Here is a 20,843-nt window from a genome sequence, read left to right on the forward strand (position 1 = left end):
CCACCAAGGAGAACCGCATGAGTGACCGCATCACCGTGGAAGAGCTGTCCGAGCTGATGAAGAAGGCCGCCGGGGTCACCGTCACCCCGGAGGAGCTCCAGCGGCGCCTGGAGTCCGGCTTCGACGTCATCGGCATCGACTCGCTCGGTCTGCTCGGCATCGTCGGCGAGCTGGAGAACCGGTACGGCACACCGATGCCGCCGGACGCGGAGAAGAGCCGGAGCCCCCGGCAGTTCCTCGACCAGGTCAACACCGCGCTGATGGCGGGTGCCTGACATGGCCGGACACACGCAGAACGAGATCACCATCGCCGCCCCGGTCGACCTGGTCTGGGACATGACCAACGACGTCGCGAACTGGCCCCGGCTGTTCAGCGAGTACGCCACCGCCGAGATCCTCTCCCGGGAGGGGGACCGGGTGACGTTCCGGCTGACCATGCACCCGGACGAGAACGGCAAGGTGTGGAGCTGGGTCTCGGAGCGCGAGGCGGACCGGGACACCCTCAGCGTGGAGGCCCGCCGCGTCGAGACCGGGCCCTTCGCCTACATGAACATCCTGTGGGAGTACGAGAAGGTCCCCACCGGCACCCGGATGACCTGGACGCAGGACTTCGCGATGAAGCCCGACGCGCCGGTCGACGACGACTGGATGACGGACAACATCAACCGGAACTCCAAGGTGCAGATGGCCCTGATCCGGGACCGCATCGAGAAGGCCGCCGCCGAACAGGGCGCCGCGCCGGGCCTGACCGACTGAGCGCCACGCGCACCATGAGCGCCCCACGCGCCCCACGCGCCGACCGACCGAGCCGGACGGAGAACACCGTATGCACCAGTCCCTGATCGTCGCCCGGATGGCCCCGGGGTCGGCCCCGGACATCGCCAAGATCTTCGAGGAGTCCGACCGGGGCGAGCTGCCGCACCTCATCGGGGTCTCCCGGCGCAGCCTCTTCCAGTTCGACGACGTCTACATCCACCTCGTCGAGTCCGAGCGGGACCCCACGCCGGTCATCACGAAGATGGCCGGACACCCCGAGTTCCGGGCCATCAGCGAACGGCTGTCGTCGTACGTCACCGCGTACGACCCGGCGACCTGGCGTTCGCCGAAGGACGCGATGGCGAACCGTTTCTACCGGTGGGAGCGGGACGGCCGCTCCTGAACCGCCGTCGGGCCGTCGGGCACGTGCGAGACGCGTGCCCGACGGCCCGTACGGTCATCCGGGCACGTGGCAGTCGAACGCGTGCAGATAGGCGTTGACCGGGCGCACGTCGTCGATCACCAGTCCCGCGTCCGTCAGTCGGCGGGTCATGCTCTCGGTGGTGTGTTTGGCCCCGCCGACGTTGAGGAGCAGCAGCAGGTCCATCGCGGTGCTGAAGCGCATCGAGGGCGAGTCGTCGACGAGGTTCTCGATGACCACGACCCGGGTCCCCGGGCCGCCGGTGGCGATGACGTTGCGCAGCAGCCGGACCGTGCTGTCGTCGTCCCACTCCAGGATGTTCTTGATGACGTACACGTCGGCCCGGACCGGGACGGCCTCACGGCAGTCGCCGGGGACGACGCGGGTGCGGTCCGCGAGCGCGCCGCCCGGCCGCAGCCGGGGGTCGGCGTTCTCCACCACGCGCGGCAGGTCGAGCAGGGTGCCGTGCAGCTCCGGGTGCTTCTCCAGCAGGCTCGCCACGACGTGGCCCTGTCCCCCGCCGATGTCGGCGACGGACGAACTCCCCGACAGGTCGAGGAAGTCGGCGACGTCCCGCGCGGACTGCACGCTGGAGGTCGTCATGGCGCGGTTGAAGACGTCCGCCGACTCCGGGGCGTCCTCGTTGAGGTAGACGAAGAACTCCTTGCCGTACAGCTCCTCGACGACGTTGTGGCCGGAGCGCACCGCCTCGTCGAGCTTCGGCCAGGCGTCCCAGGTCCACGGCTCGGTGCACCACAGGGCGATGGCGCGCAGGCTGTGCGGGTCGTCCTCGCGCAGCAGCCGGGACATGTCGGTGTGCGCGAACGTCCCGTCCGGCCGCTCGGTGAAGACGCCGTAGCAGGACAGGGCCCGCAACAGCCGCCGCAGCGGCTTCGGTTCGGCCTTCACCGCGGCGGCGATGTCCTCCGCGGACAGCGGGGTGTCACCGAGGGCGTCGGCGACCCCCAGCCGGGCGGCGGCACGCAGGGCCGCGGCACAGGCGGCGCCGAACACCAGCTCCCTGAACCGCATGGGGGGCGGGGGCGCCGAGGTGTCCTGCGCCGGGTGCGGGGCCTTGTCCGAGGAGACCGGCGCGGTGGTGGTCTGTCGGGTCTGAGCGGTCGTCATACGACGTCCTCCTTCTTCGCGTTCGTGGGACGACCGGGGCCGGTCAGCACAGGCCCGCAGGCTTGGACGCCCGGCAGGTGTTGCCCGTGAAGGTGTTGCCCTTGCCGGCGGTGTCCGTGTTGACGATGTCCGCCGGGGCGTTGCCCTCCAGCACGTTGTCGGTGATCCGGTTCCGCTCGCTGGTGGTGCCCACGAAGCTCTTCCAGACGACGATGCCGCCCGACAGCGGGGAGGCACCGACGTTCTCCGTGATCCGGTTGCGGGTCACCAGGGTGTCCTCGGCGCCGGTCAGCACGATGCCGGTGCCCTGCAGCGCGTCCAGCCGCGCGGTCTTCGGGCAGGACTTGTTGTTCCGCTCGATGAGGTTGTCGCGCACGGTGAGCGCGCCGGCCCGCGGCATGTTCTCGTCACCCACGACGAAGACGCCCACGCAGTTGCCGGTGAGGTGGTTGTCCGCGACGGTGAGGTTGCGCAGGCGCCGGACGGTGAGTCCGATCCGGTTGCCCTCCAGGCGGTTGTGGGCGACGACGGCGCCGCCGCTGTCCGTGGCGCCCTGCTCGGCCTTGACGGTGTTCGCGAGGAACAGTCCCGCGTCGCCGTTGTCCCGCGCGGTGTTCTTGCGGAACACCCCGCGCACCGAACGCTCCTGGGCGATGCCCCACACGCCGTTCTTCTCGGCGGTCACGTGCCGTACGGTCAGCCGGTCGGTGTCCTGGGCGAACACCCCGGAACCGGTGAAGCCGGCCACGGTGAGCCCGGCGACGGTCACGTCCTCGACCTTGCGGTCCTTGGTCCCGGCCACGCAGATGCCGTTGCCGTCGGCGCAGCTCTCGGCGGCCTTGGTCGTGGCCGGCACGACGACGGTGCCGCGGCCCATGCCGCGCAGTGTGAGCCCGTCCGTCGTGATCCTGACGCTCTCTCGATACGTGCCGGAGGCCACGAGGACGGTGTCGCCCGCCGCCGCGGCGTCGACCGTCTGCTGGATCGACTCCCCAGGGAAGACCACATGGGTCCGGTGATGGTCGGCGACGGCCGACGGGGCGGCCCCGAGCCCCACCCCGATGACCGCCGCGATACTCGCCACAAAGGCAATATGCCATTTCGTCATATTCCGCAAGATATGACCAGGTTCGCCCCAACCCCCCCGATAACCCATCCGACGGCGTGTCCCGCCCGCCCCCCGGACCGCAACCCGGTCGGCCCCTCAGGACCCGGTCCCCGAGTCGGTGCCGAGGCGGCGGCGGTCCTCCTCGTCCCACGCGCGGGTGTCACGCGGCTGGACGTACGGCTCCTCGTGCGGGGGATGGCCGCCCTCGACGGCACGCCGACGGGCCAGCTCCGCGTCGAACTCCAGGCCCAGCAGGATCGCCAGGTTCGTGATCCACAGCCAGACCAGGAAGATGATCACACCCGCGACGGCGCCGTACGTCTTGTTGTACGAGCCGAAGTTCGCCACGTAGAACGCGAACCCGGCCGACGCGGCCATCCAGATCAGCAGGGCGAGCAGACTGCCCGGGGTGATCCAGCGGAAGCCGCGGACCTTCGCGTTGGGGGTGGCCCAGTAGAGGACCGCGATCATCATCGTGACCAGGAGGATCAGCACCGGCCACTTCGCGATCGACCACACGGTGAGCGCCGTGTCGCCGACCCCGAGCGCCGTGCCCACCTCGCGCGCGAGGCCGCCGGTGAACACCACGATCAGCGCGCTGATCACGGCCATGACCATCAGCACCATCGTCAGGCCGACCCGGACGGGCAGCACCTTCCACACCGGACGCCCCTCGGGGATGTCGTACACCGCGTTCGCGCTCCTGATGAACGCCGCGACATAGCCGGAGGCCGACCACACCGCGAGCACGAGGCCCACGATCGCCATGACCGAGCCGAGCCCGGCGTTGTTCTGCATCTGCTGGACGGCGTTGGTCAGGACGTCCCGGGCCGCGCCCGGCGCCAGCTTCTGGATGTTGTCCAGCACCTCCCGCGTCGCCGACTCCCCGACGATCCCCAGCAGGGACACCAGGGCCAGCAGCGCCGGGAACAGGGCCAGGATGCCGTAGTAGGTCAGGGCCGCCGCCCGGTCGGTCAGCTCGTCCTTCTTGAACTCCTTCAGGGTGCCCTTCAGCACCGACCGCCAGGAGCGCCCGGACAGCTGCGTGGGGCTGTCCGGCGCCCGCTGTTCCACCCGCTCGTCCGGCCCGACGTCCCGTTCGGCGTCCCGTTCGGCGCCCTGGTCGACGTCGGGCCGCTTGTCATGTCGTTTCAGCGTCCGCATCATGGCGGCCGGGTATCCGACCCGTTCCGGCCTATGCGTGCATATGCCACAAATAGGTCAGCGCGGAGGTGCGGGACGGTCGTAGACGTTGTCCGGGGTGACGATCTCGGTGATCGCGCGGGCGAGCAGCGAGGACGGCTCCTGTCCTTCGTGGGTGATGTCGGTGTTGAGCAGCACGACCAGGGTGGCCTTCCGCGAGGGGAGGTGGACGGTGACGCTCTGGTAGCCCGGGATGGAGCCGTTGTGCCCGATCCAGCCGCCGGACTCGAAGATGCCGAGGCCGTAGCTCGTGCCGGGGAAACCGGTCGGCAGCATCGTCAGCCGCTCGCGCTGGGTCTGCGGGCTCAGCAGGGTCCCGGTGGCGACGATCCTGGCCCAGCGGCGCAGATCGTGCAGGTCGGAGATCATCGCCCCGGCCGCCCAGGCCCAGCTGGGGTTCCAGTCCGTGGCGTCCTCGACCTCACCGCTCAGCGTCTGGTTCGTGTAGCCGTGCGCGTGCGGCTCGGGGAACTCGCGCCCCTCGGGGAACAGCGTGTGCCGCAGCCGGGCCGGGCCGAGCACCCGCTCGCGGATGAACTCGGCGAGGGGCCGCCCACCGACCTTCTCGATCACCAGACCGAGCAGGACGAGGTTGGTGTTGGAGTACTGGAACTGCGCACCCGGCTCGAAGGTGTTCCGGTGCCGGAAGCCGTACGCGAGCAGCTCGCGCGGGGTGAAGTAACGGGCCGGGTCGCTCAGCAGGGCGCGCACGAAGTCCGAGTCGGCGCTGTACGGGAACAGGCCGCTGCGCATCTCCGCGAGATGGCGCAGGGTGATCCGGTCCCCGTTCGGCACCCCACGCACATAGCGGGAGATGGGGGTGTCGAGCCGGAGCCGGCGGTCGTCGACGAGTTCGAGCAGGGCGGTGACGGTGAAGGTCTTGGTCTCGCTGCCGATCCGCATGTACTGGTCGGTGGTCATCGGCCGGCCGGTGGCGGTGTCGGCGACGCCGGTCGCGCGGACGTAGCACCCCCGCCCGGGCATCCACAGTCCGACGGCGACGCCGGGGATGGCGGCCTCGCGGCGGACCTTCGCGACGGCCTTGTCCAGCCGGGCGGTCAGCTCCCGGCCGAGACCGCCCGGCCGGCACTCGTCCTTCTCGTGACGGTCGACGGTGCCGTGGCGGTCGACCGTGGCATGGCGGCCGGCCGCGGCGTGGACGGTCACGGCGGGTGCCACCGCCACAGGGATCAGTACGGACACCACCAGCGCGGCGGCGGCCGGCAGACGGCGGGAGGGGGTACGTCGCATGGAGGGGCGCCTCTTCCGGAGCGGGGAACAGAGGCGCCCACGTCACCATCCGGGCCCCGGGCCGAGAGCCCCCTCCCGGACGCGTCGAGTCGAGTCCACTCGTTCGGAGCCACGCGCGTTCGCAGCATTTCAACGGCCATCGATCACGATTCGAAACTCGCGAAAACCCCCGGCGATCGCTATTCTCCCGAATGCCCAAAATCAGGTATCGACTCCTCTCGTACCGGTCGGAAAAGCGGATCCCGAATGGACTGGATACAAAATGAGAACCGATTACGACGCGGTGGATCATCACTTCGACGGGCCCCAGCCGTTCGAGACGCAGCCCATCTGGCTCCCCGGCCCGAGAGCCGCTTCGGGTGTGTGGGACCCGAACGAAGACCTGATCCACATGCCGTACATGGCGCACACCATGGATGTCCCGGTCCCCCCGCTGCCGGACCTGCGCGACCGCCCGCGCCGCCCGGTCAGCCGGCGGCGGCCACGCCCGGGGACCCACTTCCTTTCGAAAAACCCTAGGATCGTCCCTGTCTTTTTCTTAATTACGACAATCGCCGTCTGCGCACTGACAATGCTTTATTGGTCCGTCTCTTATTCGTACGGTCAGCTTCGCGGCATCGCGCTGCTGGTCGTGGCCGAGCATCTGGCGCGCTGGTGGCCCCTGACCGTCTACGGGCCGTGGCTGCTCGCGGGCCTGTCCATCCTGCGGGCCTCCGTCCAGCAGCGGACCGCGCGGAAGTCCTGGGCGGTGATGCTGCTGTGCTCCGCCACGGCGGTGGCCCTGTGCATCGGCCAGTCGACGAGTTCGGTGCTGGCCATGGTGATCGTCGGGATCCCGCCGATCACCGCCCTCGTCTGCTTCCGTGAACTGGTCGGCCAGTTCTCCGCGGGGCAGGGCCCCCGGCACGCCGCCGACCCCCTGAACGGCCCCAAGCAGCAGAACAGGCCGTAGGCCGCACGGACGGCCTGGGTCGTCCGAGGGTCAGTCGAGGGCCTGCTCCGTCCAGATCGTCTTGCCCGTGGAGGTGGGGCGGGTGCCCCAGCGCCGGGTCAGCTGGGCGACCAGGAGCAGGCCCCGACCCCCTTCGTCGTAGGTGCGGGCGCGGCGCATGTGGGGTGCCGTACTGCTGGCGTCGGAGACCTCGCAGATGAGACTCCGGTCGTGGATCAGGCGCAGCCGCACGGGCGGTTCGGCGTGCCGGATGGCGTTGGTGACCAGTTCGCTGACAACCAGCTCCGTGACGAAGGCCGCGTCGTTCAGTCCCCAGCTCTCCAGCCGGCCCAGGGCGTTCTTGCGTGCCTCCGCGACGGCGGACGGATCCGGGGACACCTCCCAGGTGGCGACCCGTGCGGGGTCGAGTGCGCGGGGCCGGGCGAGGAGGAGGGCCACGTCGTCGGTGGGCCGCCGCGGCAGTACGGCGCCGAGGACCCGGTCGCACAGCGCGTCCAGCGAGGCGCCGGGGGCGTCGAGCGCCTGCCGCAGCCGGGCGATGCCGTCGTCGACGTCGGTGCCGGCGCCGTTGATCCCGCCACCGCTGCCTCCGCCGTCCACGCCGCCACCGTCACCGCCACCCCGGGACGCGATCAGGCCGTCGGTGTAGAGGGCGAGCAGGCCGCCCTCCGGCAGCTCGGTCTCCCGTGACTCGAAGGGCAGTCCGCCCAGGCCCAGCGGGGGCCCCGCCGGCAGGTCGAGCAGTCCGGCGGTGCCGTCCGGGCCCACCACCACCGGCAGCGGATGCCCCGCCCGGGCGAGCGTGCACCGGCGCGAGACGGGGTCGTACACGGCGTACAGGCAGGTCGCCCCGACGACACCCGCGGTCGTGTCGCCCACCGCCGCCCCGCCCTCCGCAGCCCGCTCCGCACCGGCCTCCGCCTCGGTGGCCAGCCGGGCCACGAGGTCGTCGAGATGGGTGAGCAGTTCGTCGGGGGGCAGGTCGATGTCGGCGAGCGTGCGGACGGCGGTCCGCAGCCGGCCCATGGTCGCGGAGGCGTGGATGCCGTGGCCCACGACGTCACCGACGACCAGCGCCACCCTGGCCCCGGAGAGCGGGATGACGTCGAACCAGTCACCGCCGACCCCGGCGCGGGCACCGGCCGGGAGGTAGCGGGAGGCGACCTCGACCGCGTCCTGCTCGGGCAGGCTCTGCGGCAGCAGGCTGCGCTGCAGCGTGACGGCCGTGCCGCGCTCGCGGGTGTAGCGCAGCGCGTTGTCGATGCTGACCCCCGCGCGCGCCGCCAGTTCCTCGGCCAGGACGAGGTCGTCGTCCTGGAAGGAGTCGGGGTGCCGGTGACGGGCGAAGACGACGACGCCCAGGGTGGTCCCGCGGGCCGACAGCGGCACGGTCATCGCCGAGTGGAACCCGAAGTCGCGGATGCGGGCGGTCCGCAGCGGGTCGCGCGCCACCCAGTCGGCGATGGCGGGCTCGGTCACCCGGTACAGCACGGCCTGCCCGGAGCGCAGACTCTCCACCGGCGGCGAGCCGTCCGGATACTCGTCCACCTCGCCCGGCGCGACGACCGCCTCCGGGCTGCCGGGCAGCACGGACTGGTGGGCGACGCGCCGCAGGCCGAGGGCACGGCCCGCCCCCGGCACCCGCTCGGGCGGTTCGTGCCGCTCGTCGAGGGAGGCCAGCAGATCGACGCTGACGAAGTCGGCGAGGTCCGGGACCGCGACGTCCGCCAGCTCCTGCGCCGTCCGCGTCACGTCCAGGGTGCTGCCGATGCGCCGGCCGGCCTCCGCGATCAGCTGGAGGCGGGTGCGGGCCCAGTACTGCTCCGTCGTGTCGTGCCCGGTGGCGGCCACGCCGAGAACCCGGCCGTCGTCGTCCTCCAGCCGGTAGCAGTGGACCGACCACGCGTGCTCACGGGTCTCGTCGGGGGCGCGTGCGTGGTTCTCCACGTACTGCGGCTCGCCGGTCTCCAGCGCCCGCCGCATCAGCCGCTCGACCTCGCCGGCGGCGGGGTCGTCCACCGCCTCCGTCATCCGCAGCCCGCGCAGGGCGTCGTCGTCCAGCCCCAGGGCGGCGCCCGAGGCCCGGTTGGACCGGCGGAAGCGCAGTTCCGTGTCGTGCACCGAGGTCGAGCAGCACGGGGAGTCGAGGAAGCCGCGGAGCGCGAGAGCGTCGTCGCCGGGGCGGGGCCGGGTGCCGGTGAGGGCGCAGACGAGGGACCAGTCGCGGGTCCCGCAGTACGACGTGCGGTGGTGCGCCAGGACCCTGACCTCCACGCGCCGCCCGTCCCGGTGCCGCAGGACGAGCGTGCCGTGCCACCGCGACAACTCGGAGAAGCGCGGCAGGGCGCCCGGCGCGGGCGCCTCGGCGAGCAGGACGAGTGCCGGCCGGTTCAGGATCTGCGTCGGCGTGTAGCCGAGCAGCCGTTCGGCGCCCGCGCTCCAGCCGGTCACCGTGCCGTGTTCGTCGACGGTGGCCCGCGCGGTGGGCGTCTCCCCGACCGTGTCCGGGCCCGGGTCCGCCCCCGGTCCGCCGACGGCATGCCGCTCCATGACCGCTCATCTCACTCTCGCCCGAGACCACCCCGCGCCGAGGCTCGCGTCGCTACCTTTGATATGTCCGATTGCTACCTTTTCACTCTCATTCGAGACCGCAAACCGGGCACCGGCGGGCCGGGGGCCGCCCGGGACGAGAGCGCACACGGAACGTCGTAAGTACCCGAACAATCTGTGGCCCTACACGTGTCACTCCCTTGCCAGGCAGGCCCGTTGGGGCAAACATGGGGCAGCTCGTTTGAGCCGAAACCACATCCCTCCCTTTCGCCCGACAGGTAGAACATGTCTACAAGTGCGTCCAGAATGCGGCACGCGGCCGGCGACGGTTACGCGTCCACCGGCTCCCTCAAACAGAACGCGCTCGGCGTCCTGGGCATCCTCTTCTTCGTCCTCTCCGCGCAGGCGCCGCTGACCGGGGTGGCCGGAGCGGCACCGGTGGCGATAGCCATCGGCAACGGCCCCGGCGTCCCCGCGATGTACGTCGTGGCCGGTGTGGTCGTCCTGCTCTTCTCCGTCGGGTACGTCGCGATGGGCCGCCATGTGGTGGACGCGGGCGCCTTCTACTCCTACGTCGGCAAGGGACTCGGCGGTACGGCCGCCGCGGGCAGCGCGGGTGTGGCCCTGCTCGCCTACCACGCCATCCAGGCGGCGGTGTACGGCCTGTTCGGCTCGGTGATGAACGGGCTGGCCCTGCAGTACCTGGACACGGACGTGCCGTGGTGGCTGTTCGCGCTCGGCACGATGGCGATCGTGCAGGGGCTCGGCGCGACCGGCGTCGACGTGGGCGCCAAGGTCCTCGCGGTGTTCGTGCTGGCCGAGATCAGTCTGCTGCTGGTCTTCGGCGTGGTGATGCTCCTCAAGGGCGGCGGCCCCGAAGGACTGGCCCCGGGCTCCTCCTTCTCCCTGTCGGCGGCGCTGGAGGGCGCGCCCGGTGTGGCGCTGATGTTCGCGGTGGCGTCGATGTTCGGCTTCGAGGCGACCGCGATCTACGGCGAGGAGGCGCGCGAGCCGCACAGGACGGTCCCCCGGGCCACCTATCTCGCCGTCGTCCTCGTCACCGCGTTCTTCGCGTTCACGTCCTGGATGCTGATCTCGGCGCACGGCCCGGACTCCAGCGCGGCCGCCGCGGGCAAGGCCCTGGAGTCCGGGGACGGGGCGGCCTTCGTCGCCGCGCCGGTCGCCTCGGAGCTGGGCGCGTGGGCGGGGGACGCGCTGCCGATCCTGCTGGCCACCTCGCTCTTCGCCAGCATCCTGGCCTTCCACAACTCGGCCAACCGCTATCTGTTCTCCCTGGGCCGGGAGGGCCTGCTGCCGCGCGCGCTGAGCACGCTCAACGGCCGCCAGTCGCCGTGGCTCGCGGGTGTCGTGCAGACCGGGGTGGCCGCGCTGCTGGTCTTCCCCTTCGCCCTCGCGGGCAAGGACCCCGTGATCACCCTCTTCTCCTGGCTCAGCGGTCTCGCCGTGCTGGCGATCATGCTGCTGTACTTGCTGACCTCCGTGTCGGTCATCGTGTACTTCCGCCACGAGCAGTCCGGTGACACCCGGCTGTGGAACACGCTGATCGCCCCGGCCCTGGGCGCCGGTGGCATCGCCGGTGCGATCTGGCTGATCGTCGCCAACTTCCCCACCCTCATCGGCGGCGACACCACCACCGCCGTCTGGCTCGGCCTGGCCGTGCCGGGGGCGCTGCTGGCCGGGATGGCGATGCCGCTGCTCGCGGGGGCGCCGAACAGGCGGTAGCCCTCTGGGGGTGCCTTCGGGTGCGGTGCGTTGTCGGGTGCGGGCGCGTGGGGGCTGGTCTTTTCAGGGGCGCGGGGAACTGCGCGAGAAGCCCCACCGGGCCCGCACCCGACAGCGCACCCGCACCCACCCGCACCCACCCGCCGCGAACGTCAGCTCATCGCGCGCTGCTGCCACGCGCCGAACGTCGCCACGGGGTCGTCACTCTCCAGCGCCCACGGATACGCCGTCGCCAGCCCCCCGATCGCCCGGAAGACCTCCCCCGCCTCCCCGGCCCGCTTCGCCTGCACCAGCGCGTACGCAAGCAGGTTGAGATCGGCGACGGCCGCCGCGTGCGTCAGATACCCGGGGCGGGGCCAGTCGGCCAGCGCCCGGCCCAGGGCCGCCACCGCGTTGGGCCGGCTCCACAGATGCACGGCGGTGAGCGCTTCGAGACCGCCCTGGTCGAGGGTGCCCTGGTAGAGGTCGATGAGGGCCGCTATCTCCAGGCCCGCCGTCGGCGCCGTGGGCGCCGCGCCCGCGCGCACCCGGTCCAGGAAGTCGACGGTCTGCGCGTGCGAACCGCACTCCCACGGCGACAGATAGCCCAGCATCTGGAAGTGGGCCTCGCGGTTCCAGGGATCGCGCCGGACGATCTCGTCCCAGAGCGGGAACACCTCCGCGGCCGGCCGCCGCCACAGCCGCAGCAGTCCGAGCCGCACCACCCACGGGGTGGGGTCCTCGGGCCGCAGCGCGACGGCGCGTTCGCAGGCGTCGAGCGCCTCCCGGGTCTCCCCCGGCACCGGCTGCTCCTCGTACCGCGCCCGCAGCAGGACGCCCCAGGCGAACAGCAGTTGCGCGTCCGGGTCCTGCGGCTGTTCCTCGGCCCAGGAGCGCTGCAGGGGCGGTGACGCCGACTCCGCGAGGACGCTCAGCCGGTGGGCCCGGCGGTCCCAGTCCCGCCCGCTGTCGCGCAGCAACTGCTCGATCATGGCCACCGCGAGACTGCGGCCGCCCGAACTCCCCCTCTCGACCAGGCGCTTGCGTACCTTCCCGAGGTCGGAGTCGTCGAGTTCGGGTGCGAGTCTGGTCGTGCTTCGCCGGCGACCGAGGAGAGCCATGCCCGGAGAGTAACGAATTTTGGTCGCACAGTGATGCTTTGAGATGGACGTATGCAGATCCGATATCACGACCGGCGAACAGAGCAGAGGACTGTATCTTCAACTCCCTTATTTTCGGGGCCACTTCACCTTATGCGCACGATCTCCGCTCCCTATCATCGGACGATGACGGAACCGACCCGGTCCGGCCCGTACGCGGGCCCGCCCACCCCTGAGCCCCAGCAGGCCGCACCCGCACCCGGCTGGCCGGCCCCGCCCCCGCAGCAAGGGGCCCCGTACCCCTACGCGGCCCCGCCGGCCGCCGGTCCCGGCAGACCGCCCGCGCCGCCGGGAAGCCCGGCGGGGACGACCCACCGCGCGGCGGGCGCGCTGCTCATACTCGGCGCCCTCCTCGCCATCGGCGGCTCGTTCGCCACACTGGACAAGTCGGTCCAGTACCTCGGCGACGGGAAGAAGGCGCAACCGGCCTACGAGAGCGTCGCGAAGGCATGGTCCTACTCCAACTGGGGAGTGACCGAAGCGCCGACCTCGGTCACCCAGTTCTCCGGCGTCCCTCTCCTCCTGGGCGGCCTGCTGGCCCTCGCCGCCGCCGTGCTCCTCCTGAGCGGCCGCGGCCGCCGGTCCCCGTCGGCGCCCGCGCTCGGCATCGCCGGCGGGGTGCTGCTGTTCGGCACGACACTCACCGTGCTGACGGACGCCTTCAACGACACGCAGTGGGACGGGGACGGCCGGACCACGACCTTCGGTCCGGGCTTCTATCTGCTGACCGTCGCCCTGCTGCTCGCCCTCGGCGGGGCCGTGACCAGCCTCCTCGCCCTGCGCGGCCACGCCGGAGCCCTCCCCGGTCCTGCCCCTCACCCGTTCGCGGCCCCGCAGCCCGCACAACCCGCACAGCCCGCACAGGCCCCTCCGGCCCCGCAGCACTGGCAGGCCCTGCCCGCCGCCACCCCGGGCGCCCCCGGCACCCCCGCGGCCCAGCCGTACCCGTCGGCACCACCGCCGGCACCGCCGTCGCACCCGCAGCAGCCACCGCCGCCGCCCTCCGGTGGCTGACGCCGGACGGGCGTCGGAAATCCCGCTGGGGGTGTCGTGTCCCGTGTCTCACAGCGCTCGCCCCCAGCCTGTGCTACCTTGACATGAAGTGGCAGTTTTGGTTACCAGAGGCTTCTGAGTGCTCTTCGACCTTCCGTCGACGAGCACTCTTTGTTGTTTCCGGGACTTTCCGGGACTTTTCGAATCTTCCCGTCGGGTCGAACCGTGCTGCGACACCGGGTCCGCAAAGTGTGGACTCCGGGCACTGCATCAAGGGAGTTACAGCATGGCATCCGGCACCGTGAAGTGGTTCAACTCGGAAAAGGGCTTCGGCTTCATCGAGCAGGAGGGTGGCGGCCCCGACGTCTTCGCCCACTACTCGAACATCGCCACCTCCGGCTTCCGTGAGCTTCAGGAAGGCCAGAAGGTGACCTTCGACGTCACGCAGGGCCAGAAGGGCCCCCAGGCCGAGAACATCGTTCCCGCCTGACTCTGACGCGTACGCATGAGCCGGGGCCCGCGCCCGAAAGGTGCGGGCCCCGGCTCGTGTGTGACCGGCGTCGCCGCATCGAGGAAGGTCCCCATGAACCGCACGGCTCGTACCAACAGCAGCAGCTCCTCCCGCCCCCGTACGGAGCAGAGCTCTGCCACCCGCTCGGACAAGGGCTCCACCGGTGCGGGCTCCTCCCGGGGCAACCGCACCCGCGCCCAGGGAACGGGAGCCGGAGCGGGGTCGGGGTCGGGGTCGGGGTCGGGCAACCCGGGCACTTCCTCCCGTGCGGCCAGGAACGGCGGGGGCAGGAACGGCACGCCCAAGAACGGTGCGGCCCAGACCGGCGCCGCGAAGAACGGCGCGCCCAAGAGCGGCCGGAGCCGTCGTGGTGGAGGCGGCAGGCCCGCCGCCGTGCCCGCCGCCGGTGAGTTCGCGCTGCCGGTGACCGTCACGCCCGCGCTGCCCGCGGTCGACGCCTTCGACGCACTCGGACTCCCCGGGCGGCTGCTGGAGACCCTCCGCGCCGAAGGGGTGACCACCCCGTTCCCCATCCAGGCCGCGACGCTGCCGAACTCGCTCGCCGGCCGGGACGTCCTGGGCCGCGGGCGCACCGGGTCGGGCAAGACGCTCGCCTTCGGTCTCGCGCTGCTGGCCCGCACGGCAGGGCAGCGCGCCGAACCCCGGCAGCCGCTCGCCCTCGTCCTCGTCCCCACCCGGGAACTGGCGCAGCAGGTCACCGACGCCCTCACCCCGTACGCCCGCGCGCTGCGGCTGCGGCTCGCCACGGTCGTCGGCGGGATGTCCATCGGGCGGCAGGCGAGCGCGCTGCGCGGCGGCGCCGAGGTGGTCGTCGCGACACCCGGACGGCTCAAGGACCTCATAGACCGCGCCGACTGCCGACTGGACCAGGTCGCGATCACCGTCCTCGACGAGGCCGACCAGATGGCCGACATGGGCTTCATGCCGCAGGTGACCGCGCTGCTCGACCAGGTGCGTCCGGGCGGCCAGCGGCTGCTGTTCTCGGCCACCCTCGACCGCAACGTCGACCGGCTGGTCCGCGACTACCTGCACGACCCCGTCGTTCACTCGGTCGACCCGTCCGCGGGCGCCGTCACCACGATGGACCACCACGTGCTGCACATCGAGGACGACGACAAGCACGCCACCACGACCGAGATCGCCGCCCGTGAGGGCCGAGTGATCATGTTCCTGGACAGCAAGCACGCGACGGACCGGCTGGTCAAGAAGCTGCTGGCGGTAGGCGTGCGCGCCGCCGCCCTGCACGGCGGCAAGTCGCAGTCGCAGCGCAACCGGGCCCTGAGCCAGTTCAAGGACGGTGACGTGACGGCGCTGGTCGCCACGAACGTCGCCGCGCGCGGCATCCACGTCGACGACCTCGACCTCGTCGTCAACGTCGACCCGCCGGGCGACCACAAGGACTATCTGCACCGGGGCGGCCGTACGGCGCGCGCGGGCGAGTCCGGCACGGTCGTCACCCTCGTCCTGCCGCACCAGCGCCGGGACGTCACCCGGCTGATGGCCGTCGCCGGGATCACGCCGACGACCACCAGGGTCCGCTCCGGCGGCGCCGACCTGAACCGCATCACGGGCGCCCAGGCCCCCTCGGGCGTCCCGGTGGTCCTCGCCCCGCCGGTCACCGAGCAGCCGGCCGCCCGCCCGGCGTCGCGCGGCCGTCGCGGCCGCCCGTCCCAGGGCCGCCGTCGCGCCCCCGCGAAGGGCAACGGCCGCTGACCCCCACCACCCCGGCCCCGGAACTCCGGAGGGGGTGACGGCCGTTCACCGGGTGACGTGCGGTACGCACGCGGACGACCGGAACGACCGGCACGACACGGGCTGAAGCCGAGGTGGCAACGCATGGCGATGTGGGATCGGATCAAGGACCAGGCCAAGGGCCTGCAGCAGCAGGCGCAGGGAGCGCGGGGCGGCACCGGGCACGGGCGGCCCGGCGCGGGGCCCCTGGGCTCCACCGGGTCCTCCGGCTCCGGGCGGTCCGGCGGCGGTTCGAAGGCCCAGCTGGTGAGCGCGCTCAAGTCCCAGCTCACCTCCCTGAAGACGGAGTTGAAGAGCGGGGCCTACCGGGACGCCAGCATGGCCATGTGCGCGCTGGTCGCCGCCGCCGACGGGAACGTGGACGAGCACGAGCGGCAGCACGTGGAGTCGCTCATCCTGAACAACGACGTCCTGCAGAACTTCCCGGCGGACCAGCTGCGGCAGCGCTTCAACAAGCACGTCGGCCAGCTGTCGGCCAACTTCCAGCACGGCAAGGCCGAGGCCATGCAGGAGATCGCCAAGGCCGCGAAGAAGCCGACGGAGGCGCGTGCGGTCGTCCAGACCGGCTTCGTGGTGGCGGGCGCGGACGGGTACATCGCCCAGTCCGAGGAGCAGGTCCTGCGCGAGGCGTGCGCGGCGCTCGGCCTCCCCCCGCAGGAGTTCGGCCTCTGAGGCCCTGACACACCGTCCGGGGCTGCCACACCGTCCGGGGGCGTACGGCGGTGCCCGACGGCGTCGTCGGCCCCACGGACGCCGGCCGTCCCCACACCCGGCGTCCGTGGAGTTCTTGGAGGGGTGAGCGCTACGCCCAGCAGCCGTTGACGGTGGCCGCGAGGCCGTCCAGGGCGTCCTTGATGTCGGACGGCCCGGCGGTGGAGTCGTTCTCGATGAAGGAGAAGACCTTCCACTCGCCGTCCTGGGCCTTGGTCAGACCGCTCAGGGCCACGGCACCGGTGAGGGTGCCGGTCTTGGCCATGACCTGGCCGACCGCGCACTTGGAGTCGGCGGTGTCGAAACGGCCGAACTCCGGGCCCAGCGTGGCCCCCGCCTCGCCCGAGACGGGCAGCCCGTCGATGACGTACCTCAGCGTCCGGGCGTGCCGGGGGTCGGCGGCCAGGTCGACGATGTCGGCGATGGTCCGCGCCGGGATGCGGGTGGCGCGGGACAGCCCGCTGCCGTCGTACATCTCGAAGTTGCCGAGCGAGATGCCGTACCGGGTGAGGACCTCGCGGACCACGGCCGTGCCGTCCTCGAAGGTGGCGGAGCGGCCGGCGCCGAGCGCGGTCAGCCGCAGCAGCGACTCGGCGATGTCGTTGTCGCTGACCTTGAGCATCTGCTTGACGACCGCGGACAGCTTGCCGGACGTGTGCGAGGCGACCGGCACGTCCCCCTTGCCGACGACGCCGCGCGTGACACCGCCGTCGACGGTGACGCCGCGCGCGGCGAGCTGCTTGGCGAAGACGCCGCCCGCGTCGAGGGAGGTGTCGTCGACGTTGTGGGAGTCGACGACCAGCGCGCGCACGGGGGCGACGGAGTCGGGGTAGTAGCCGGTGTTCCAGCCGTTGGCCAGGGTCGGTTCGGGGAAGAGGCTGTCGTCGATCCGGACCTTCACCGAGGTGAGCCCGGCGTTCTTCAGCCCGGCGACGGCGGTCCCGGCGAGCGCGTCGAGGTCGGCGGTCGTCAGCGTGCGGTCGCCGCCGCCGACGAGGGTGAGCGTGCCGTCCCCGTACACGACCTTCGTGGTGAACCGGTGCTCCGGGCCGAGCACCGTCAGCGCGGCCGTGGCGGTCGCGAGCTTCGTGTTCGACGCGGCCATCAGCGCGGTGTCCGCGTTGTGCCCCCACACCACCTTGTCGGACTTGGCGTCGATGACGACACCGCCGAGCCTGGTGCCGAGGCGGGTGTCCTGGCCGCGCGTGTTCAGGTTGTCCGCGATCTTCTGCTCGGCGGGGTCGAGTTCGGTCGCGCCGGGCTTGGCGGTCGCCTTGTCGGCGGCGAAGGCAGATGTCCCGGCCATGATCGTCCCGGCCATGGGCGCGACCAGGGCGAGGACGGCCGCCCGTCGCAGCGCCGGGTTCGGGGCCTTGGCCTTGCGGTGCCGGCCGGTCGCGCGGATGCCGGAAGAGGGGAGGGGCATGGGGGGCCTCGTGGGGGGATGCGGGAATCTTGAAAGGAAAAGTAACAGTCGGGACTCCCGGTACCGACGGGTACTTTGTGAAGACTTGACGCGTTGACAGGTGTGTGTGACAGAGGCCACGGCATGCCGTTGTCAGTGGCCGGGGCTAGTCTCCGGACATCTGACCGTTTGCTCCGTTTCAGGAGTTCCGAGTCCCTTCAGGAGGTTCTCGTGGTCTCGCGACTCAACCCGTATCTCAGCTTCGACGGCGATGCCCGGCAGGCGCTGGAGTTCTACCGCGAGGTGTTCGGCGGTGAGCTGGTGCTGAACACCTTCGGCGCGTTCGGCTCGCCGGACGCGCCCGGGGCCGACAAGATCATGCACGGCATGCTGGAGACCCCGAACGGTTTCACCCTCATGGGCGCCGACACCCCGCCCGGCATGGAGTACGCCCCCGGGTCCAGCTTCTCCGTCAGCCTCAGCGGTGACGACGAAGCCGAACTGCGCGGCTACTGGGAGAAGCTCTCCGCCGGCGCGACCGTCTCCGTCCCCCTCGACAAACAGATGTGGGGCGACGTCTTCGGCATGTGCACGGACCGCTTCGGCGTGCCGTGGATGGTGAACATCGGCGAGCCGCGCGGCTGAGCACCCACGCCGCAGTGCCGCGGGCGGCGCCCTGTCGTTGAAGTCCACAGCACCACCCCCAGTGGACCGACGAACGAGGAGACCGGGCGTGCCAAGGGCCGAGGCGAACGGCGTCGAACTCTTCTACGAGGTGGCCGGGGCCGGCGACCCGCTGGTCCTGGTCCACGGCTCCTGGGGCGACCACCACACCTGGCTGCCGGCCCTCCCCGCCCTCACCGCACGCTTCCGTGTCCTGGTCTACGACCGCCGCGGCCACAGCCGCAGCGAACGCCCACCGGGACAGGGCGCACGGCACGAGGACGAGGAGGACCTGGCGGCCCTGATGGAGACCCTGGGCTTCGCCCCGGCCTACGTGGCCGGCACCTCCTTCGGCGCCTCGACCGCCCTCGGTCTGGCCGCCCGCCGTCCCGACCTGTTCCGGGGCCTCGTCGCGCACGAGCCCCCGCTCACGGGCCTCGTCACCGACGACCCCCGCCTGCGACCGCCGGTGACCGCCGTCGAGGAGAGGTACGCCTCGGTCCTCGACCGTCTCCGCGCCCACGAGCCCCTTGCCGCGGCCCGCCGGTTCACCGACGAGATCGCCGTCGGCCCCGGCACCTGGGACCGGTTGCCCGCCCCGGTCCGGCAGACCTTCCTCGCCAACGCCTCCACGTTCCTCGACGAACACGGCGACCCGCGCGGGGCGGACCTGGACCTGGCCGGGCTGGCCGCCCGCACCGGGCCGGTCCTGCTGACCCGGGGCACGGACAGCCCGCCGTGGTTCGCCGCGATCACCGGCCGCCTCGCCGAGGCCCTCCCCCGGGCCCGCACCCTCACCTTCGAGGGCGCGGGCCACATCCCGCACGTGACCCGTCCGGAGGCGTACGCGCGGGCGGTGACGGCCTTCGCGGACGCGGCGGGATCCGGGACGGGGCGGGAGTGAGGCAGGCGTGAGGACTATCCGAAGGTGACCTTCAGGCTGCCGTCGCCTCCGAAGGACCAGTGCAGGCCGCCGGAGTAGGAGGAGCAGCGGGAGCCGTTCGTCCCGGACCAGAACTGGTTGGAGCTGTCGGAGCTGCCGATGATCCGGTCGTTCGTACCACTGCGGCTGCGGCAGGAGGTGTTGTCGCGGAACACCGACGTACCGCCGTCGAAGTTGAAGTTCCGCTCGGTGTTGTCGATGCTCACGTTCCCGGAGACAGCCATGGAGCCCGGGTTGCTGTTCCACGTGAAACCGTGCTTGCCGTTGCCGTAGGCGATGCTGCGCCGGACGACGTGGTTCACGGCGATGTCGTCGCCGCCGAGCTTGTAGCCGTTGCGGTCGCCGTTGCCGGCCTGCGAGCCGTCGCTGAGCGTGCCGTTGGCGTAGGCGAGCGAGTCCTCGACGGTCACCGGTCCGATGGGGCCGGTGTCCGTCTTGGTGTAGAGGTCCCAGCCGTCGTCGATGTTGTTGTGGGCCACCGCGTGGCGGAAGACGTTGCCGGTGCCGGTGGTGAGCTTCGCAGCGAACCCGTCCGCGTCCTCCCCGTCGGAGTCGGCGTTGTCGTGCGACTCGGCGCTCAGGATCAGGTTGTCCGAGGGCCAGTCGGCGGCGGGGGTGGTGGACGCCGCCCGGCCCAGCTGCAGCCCGGTGTCGCGGTTGAAGCGGGTCACGGTCCGCTCGATGACGTTGTCGCTGCCGCCGACGTAGATGCCGTTGTCCCCGGCGCGCTCGACGACGAGCCCGTAGACGTGCCAGTAGGAGGCGTTGAGCTGGAGCCCGCGGTTCGACGAACTCTCGCTCTGGGCGGAGAAGTTGAGGACAGGTGTCTCGCCCGGGTAGGCGGACAGCCGGGTGCGGGCGGCGGCGGTCCCGGAGCTGCCGGCGGGGATGGTGACGGTCGACGCCTGGGCGTACGTCCCACCGCGCAGGTAGATGGTGCCGCCCGCGGTGATGCGGCCGATCGCCGAGGTCAGGGTGGTGGGGGCGGAGATGGTGCCGGCCGCGGAGTCCGTCCCGCTCGGCGAGACGTACAGCGTGGAGCCGGTCGGCGGTGGCGTGGTGCCGCCGTCGGGCACGGTGGCGTCGAGGCGGTCGATGTTGGGCAGGCCGGTGGAGCCGGTGGGGTTGACGCGGACGACATTGCTGCCCGATGTCACGGGCACGGTCAGCGTCTTGGTGGTCCACCCCGACCAGGTGCCGGTGCTCTCGAAGGACGTGGTCGCGGCGGCGGCGCCGTTCACCGTGACGCTCGCGGCCCGGGTGCCGGTGGTGCCGTTGGCGAAGCGTACGGCCAGGGTCGCCGTGCCCGATGCGGGTGCGGTCACGGTGAACTGGACGTACGCGCCGGCGGCGTTGGTGCCGTTGCAGAATCCGCTGCCCGTGTACCCGGCCCAGTCGGAGTCGATGGTGCCGGTGCAGACGGCCGGTGACGCCTCGGCCTCGTACCGCGCGGTCGCGGCCTGTGCCGCCGTACCGGACACCGCGACCAGCAGGGCTGCCACCAGAGCTGCGCTCGCCGTCGCCGTGACGGGTCTCATGTGCGTCGTATGCATCGTCGATCTCCTGGACGGGTCGGCCGAACAGAGTCAGAGT

At 71.7% G+C, this 20,843-nt stretch carries 19 protein-coding genes; 11 read left to right on the plus strand and 8 right to left on the minus strand.

Features of this window, described 5'->3' with window-relative positions:
• Positions 1-17: 17 nt before the first annotated feature.
• The 3 genes from SCAB_RS20610 to SCAB_RS20620 all read left to right on the plus strand — a co-directional run bounded on the left by SCAB_RS20610 (position 18) and on the right by SCAB_RS20620 (position 1,159).
• Positions 18-275 (plus strand): acyl carrier protein, encoded by a 258-nt coding sequence (locus SCAB_RS20610; RefSeq protein ID WP_013002012.1) that lies wholly within the window; start codon positions 18-20, stop codon positions 273-275.
• 1 nt (position 276) lies between these two features.
• Positions 277-756 (plus strand): SRPBCC family protein, encoded by a 480-nt coding sequence (locus SCAB_RS20615; protein ID WP_013002013.1) that lies wholly within the window; start codon positions 277-279, stop codon positions 754-756.
• A 70-nt stretch (positions 757-826) separates the two neighbouring features.
• A complete protein-coding gene (locus SCAB_RS20620; protein ID WP_013002014.1) occupies positions 827-1,159 on the plus strand; it encodes a TcmI family type II polyketide cyclase in 333 nt (110 codons plus the stop codon).
• Between the two features lie 54 nt (positions 1,160-1,213).
• On the opposite strand, the gene SCAB_RS20625 is transcribed toward SCAB_RS20620, so the two are convergent.
• The 4 genes from SCAB_RS20625 to SCAB_RS20640 form a co-directional block, all read right to left on the minus strand.
• Complete coding sequence (locus tag SCAB_RS20625; RefSeq protein WP_013002015.1) at positions 1,214-2,305, minus strand: methyltransferase; 1,092 nt, start codon at positions 2,303-2,305, stop codon at positions 1,214-1,216.
• Positions 2,306-2,348: 43 nt separating this feature from the next.
• The gene (locus SCAB_RS20630) at positions 2,349-3,413 is read right to left on the minus strand and encodes a right-handed parallel beta-helix repeat-containing protein (RefSeq protein WP_037723190.1); all 1,065 of its coding nucleotides are present in this window, start codon (positions 3,411-3,413) and stop codon (positions 2,349-2,351) included.
• A gap of 96 nt (positions 3,414-3,509) precedes the next feature.
• Positions 3,510-4,580, minus strand: a complete 1,071-nt coding sequence (locus SCAB_RS20635) for a YihY/virulence factor BrkB family protein (RefSeq protein WP_013002017.1) — start codon at positions 4,578-4,580, stop codon at positions 3,510-3,512.
• Positions 4,581-4,634: 54 nt separating this feature from the next.
• On the minus strand, positions 4,635-5,867 hold the full coding sequence (locus tag SCAB_RS20640; RefSeq protein WP_013002018.1) for a serine hydrolase domain-containing protein: 1,233 nt from the start codon (positions 5,865-5,867) through the stop codon (positions 4,635-4,637).
• A 571-nt stretch (positions 5,868-6,438) separates the two neighbouring features.
• On the opposite strand from SCAB_RS20640, the gene SCAB_RS48595 reads away from it, so the two are divergent.
• Positions 6,439-6,819, plus strand: a complete 381-nt coding sequence (locus SCAB_RS48595; protein WP_231885098.1) for a DUF2637 domain-containing protein — start codon at positions 6,439-6,441, stop codon at positions 6,817-6,819.
• 30 nt (positions 6,820-6,849) lie between these two features.
• Here the strand turns inward: SCAB_RS48595 and SCAB_RS20650 are convergent, their stop codons facing one another.
• On the minus strand, positions 6,850-9,369 hold the full coding sequence (locus SCAB_RS20650; RefSeq protein ID WP_013002020.1) for a SpoIIE family protein phosphatase: 2,520 nt from the start codon (positions 9,367-9,369) through the stop codon (positions 6,850-6,852).
• A 306-nt stretch (positions 9,370-9,675) separates the two neighbouring features.
• Between SCAB_RS20650 and SCAB_RS20655 the strand changes: the two genes are divergently transcribed.
• Positions 9,676-11,112: an APC family permease gene (locus tag SCAB_RS20655; RefSeq protein WP_013002021.1), complete on the plus strand. Its 1,437-nt coding sequence runs from the start codon at positions 9,676-9,678 to the stop codon at positions 11,110-11,112.
• Positions 11,113-11,264: 152 nt separating this feature from the next.
• Here SCAB_RS20655 and SCAB_RS47030 read toward each other — a convergent pair whose 3' ends face one another.
• Positions 11,265-12,212 carry a hypothetical protein gene (locus SCAB_RS47030; protein ID WP_013002022.1) on the minus strand — a complete coding sequence of 316 codons (948 nt, stop codon included), beginning with the start codon at positions 12,210-12,212 and terminating at the stop codon, positions 11,265-11,267.
• 165 nt (positions 12,213-12,377) lie between these two features.
• Between SCAB_RS47030 and SCAB_RS20665 the strand changes: the two genes are divergently transcribed.
• The 4 genes from SCAB_RS20665 (at position 12,378) to SCAB_RS20680 (ending at position 16,200) form a co-directional block, all read left to right on the plus strand.
• On the plus strand, positions 12,378-13,265 hold the full coding sequence (locus tag SCAB_RS20665) for a hypothetical protein (protein WP_231885099.1): 888 nt from the start codon (positions 12,378-12,380) through the stop codon (positions 13,263-13,265).
• A gap of 265 nt (positions 13,266-13,530) precedes the next feature.
• A complete protein-coding gene (locus tag SCAB_RS20670) occupies positions 13,531-13,734 on the plus strand; it encodes a cold-shock protein (protein WP_005483357.1) in 204 nt (67 codons plus the stop codon).
• A gap of 93 nt (positions 13,735-13,827) precedes the next feature.
• On the plus strand, positions 13,828-15,489 hold the full coding sequence (locus SCAB_RS20675; RefSeq protein WP_037723202.1) for a DEAD/DEAH box helicase: 1,662 nt from the start codon (positions 13,828-13,830) through the stop codon (positions 15,487-15,489).
• Between the two features lie 123 nt (positions 15,490-15,612).
• Positions 15,613-16,200: a tellurite resistance TerB family protein gene (locus tag SCAB_RS20680; protein WP_013002025.1), complete on the plus strand. Its 588-nt coding sequence runs from the start codon at positions 15,613-15,615 to the stop codon at positions 16,198-16,200.
• A 130-nt stretch (positions 16,201-16,330) separates the two neighbouring features.
• Here SCAB_RS20680 and dacB read toward each other — a convergent pair whose 3' ends face one another.
• Positions 16,331-17,665, minus strand: a complete 1,335-nt coding sequence (gene dacB / locus SCAB_RS20685; protein ID WP_013002026.1) for a D-alanyl-D-alanine carboxypeptidase/D-alanyl-D-alanine endopeptidase — start codon at positions 17,663-17,665, stop codon at positions 16,331-16,333.
• A 210-nt stretch (positions 17,666-17,875) separates the two neighbouring features.
• Here dacB and SCAB_RS20690 point away from each other — a divergent pair, with 210 nt between their 5' ends.
• A complete protein-coding gene (locus SCAB_RS20690; RefSeq protein ID WP_037723206.1) occupies positions 17,876-18,289 on the plus strand; it encodes a VOC family protein in 414 nt (137 codons plus the stop codon).
• 88 nt (positions 18,290-18,377) lie between these two features.
• Positions 18,378-19,211, plus strand: a complete 834-nt coding sequence (locus SCAB_RS20695) for an alpha/beta fold hydrolase (RefSeq protein WP_013002028.1) — start codon at positions 18,378-18,380, stop codon at positions 19,209-19,211.
• Between the two features lie 14 nt (positions 19,212-19,225).
• Here the strand turns inward: SCAB_RS20695 and SCAB_RS20700 are convergent, their stop codons facing one another.
• Complete coding sequence (locus SCAB_RS20700) at positions 19,226-20,788, minus strand: carbohydrate-binding protein (RefSeq protein WP_013002029.1); 1,563 nt, start codon at positions 20,786-20,788, stop codon at positions 19,226-19,228.
• Positions 20,789-20,843: the final 55 nt, after the last annotated feature.

This window comes from Streptomyces scabiei 87.22 (assembly GCF_000091305.1).
GTDB lineage: Bacteria > Actinomycetota > Actinomycetes > Streptomycetales > Streptomycetaceae > Streptomyces > Streptomyces scabiei.

What these genes read in the sequence shown, in the direction of transcription:
- SCAB_RS20700 (WP_013002029.1), bottom strand. Translation starts at nt 20,788, where the DNA reads ATGAGACCCGTCACGGCGACGGCGAGCGCAGCTCTGGTGGCAGCCCTG.
- SCAB_RS20665 (WP_231885099.1), top strand. Translation starts at nt 12,378, where the DNA reads ATGACGGAACCGACCCGGTCCGGCCCGTACGCGGGCCCGCCCACCCCT.
- SCAB_RS20650 (WP_013002020.1), bottom strand. Translation starts at nt 9,369, where the DNA reads ATGGAGCGGCATGCCGTCGGCGGACCGGGGGCGGACCCGGGCCCGGAC.
- SCAB_RS20675 (WP_037723202.1), top strand. Translation starts at nt 13,828, where the DNA reads ATGAACCGCACGGCTCGTACCAACAGCAGCAGCTCCTCCCGCCCCCGT.
- SCAB_RS20680 (WP_013002025.1), top strand. Translation starts at nt 15,613, where the DNA reads ATGGCGATGTGGGATCGGATCAAGGACCAGGCCAAGGGCCTGCAGCAG.
- SCAB_RS20670 (WP_005483357.1), top strand. Translation starts at nt 13,531, where the DNA reads ATGGCATCCGGCACCGTGAAGTGGTTCAACTCGGAAAAGGGCTTCGGC.
- SCAB_RS20655 (WP_013002021.1), top strand. Translation starts at nt 9,676, where the DNA reads ATGCGGCACGCGGCCGGCGACGGTTACGCGTCCACCGGCTCCCTCAAA.
- SCAB_RS20615 (WP_013002013.1), top strand. Translation starts at nt 277, where the DNA reads ATGGCCGGACACACGCAGAACGAGATCACCATCGCCGCCCCGGTCGAC.
- SCAB_RS20610 (WP_013002012.1), top strand. Translation starts at nt 18, where the DNA reads ATGAGTGACCGCATCACCGTGGAAGAGCTGTCCGAGCTGATGAAGAAG.
- SCAB_RS20625 (WP_013002015.1), bottom strand. Translation starts at nt 2,305, where the DNA reads ATGACGACCGCTCAGACCCGACAGACCACCACCGCGCCGGTCTCCTCG.
- SCAB_RS20635 (WP_013002017.1), bottom strand. Translation starts at nt 4,580, where the DNA reads ATGATGCGGACGCTGAAACGACATGACAAGCGGCCCGACGTCGACCAG.
- SCAB_RS20630 (WP_037723190.1), bottom strand. Translation starts at nt 3,413, where the DNA reads ATGACGAAATGGCATATTGCCTTTGTGGCGAGTATCGCGGCGGTCATC.
- dacB (WP_013002026.1), bottom strand. Translation starts at nt 17,665, where the DNA reads ATGCCCCTCCCCTCTTCCGGCATCCGCGCGACCGGCCGGCACCGCAAG.
- SCAB_RS47030 (WP_013002022.1), bottom strand. Translation starts at nt 12,212, where the DNA reads ATGGCTCTCCTCGGTCGCCGGCGAAGCACGACCAGACTCGCACCCGAA.
- SCAB_RS20620 (WP_013002014.1), top strand. Translation starts at nt 827, where the DNA reads ATGCACCAGTCCCTGATCGTCGCCCGGATGGCCCCGGGGTCGGCCCCG.
- SCAB_RS20640 (WP_013002018.1), bottom strand. Translation starts at nt 5,867, where the DNA reads ATGCGACGTACCCCCTCCCGCCGTCTGCCGGCCGCCGCCGCGCTGGTG.
- SCAB_RS48595 (WP_231885098.1), top strand. Translation starts at nt 6,439, where the DNA reads ATGCTTTATTGGTCCGTCTCTTATTCGTACGGTCAGCTTCGCGGCATC.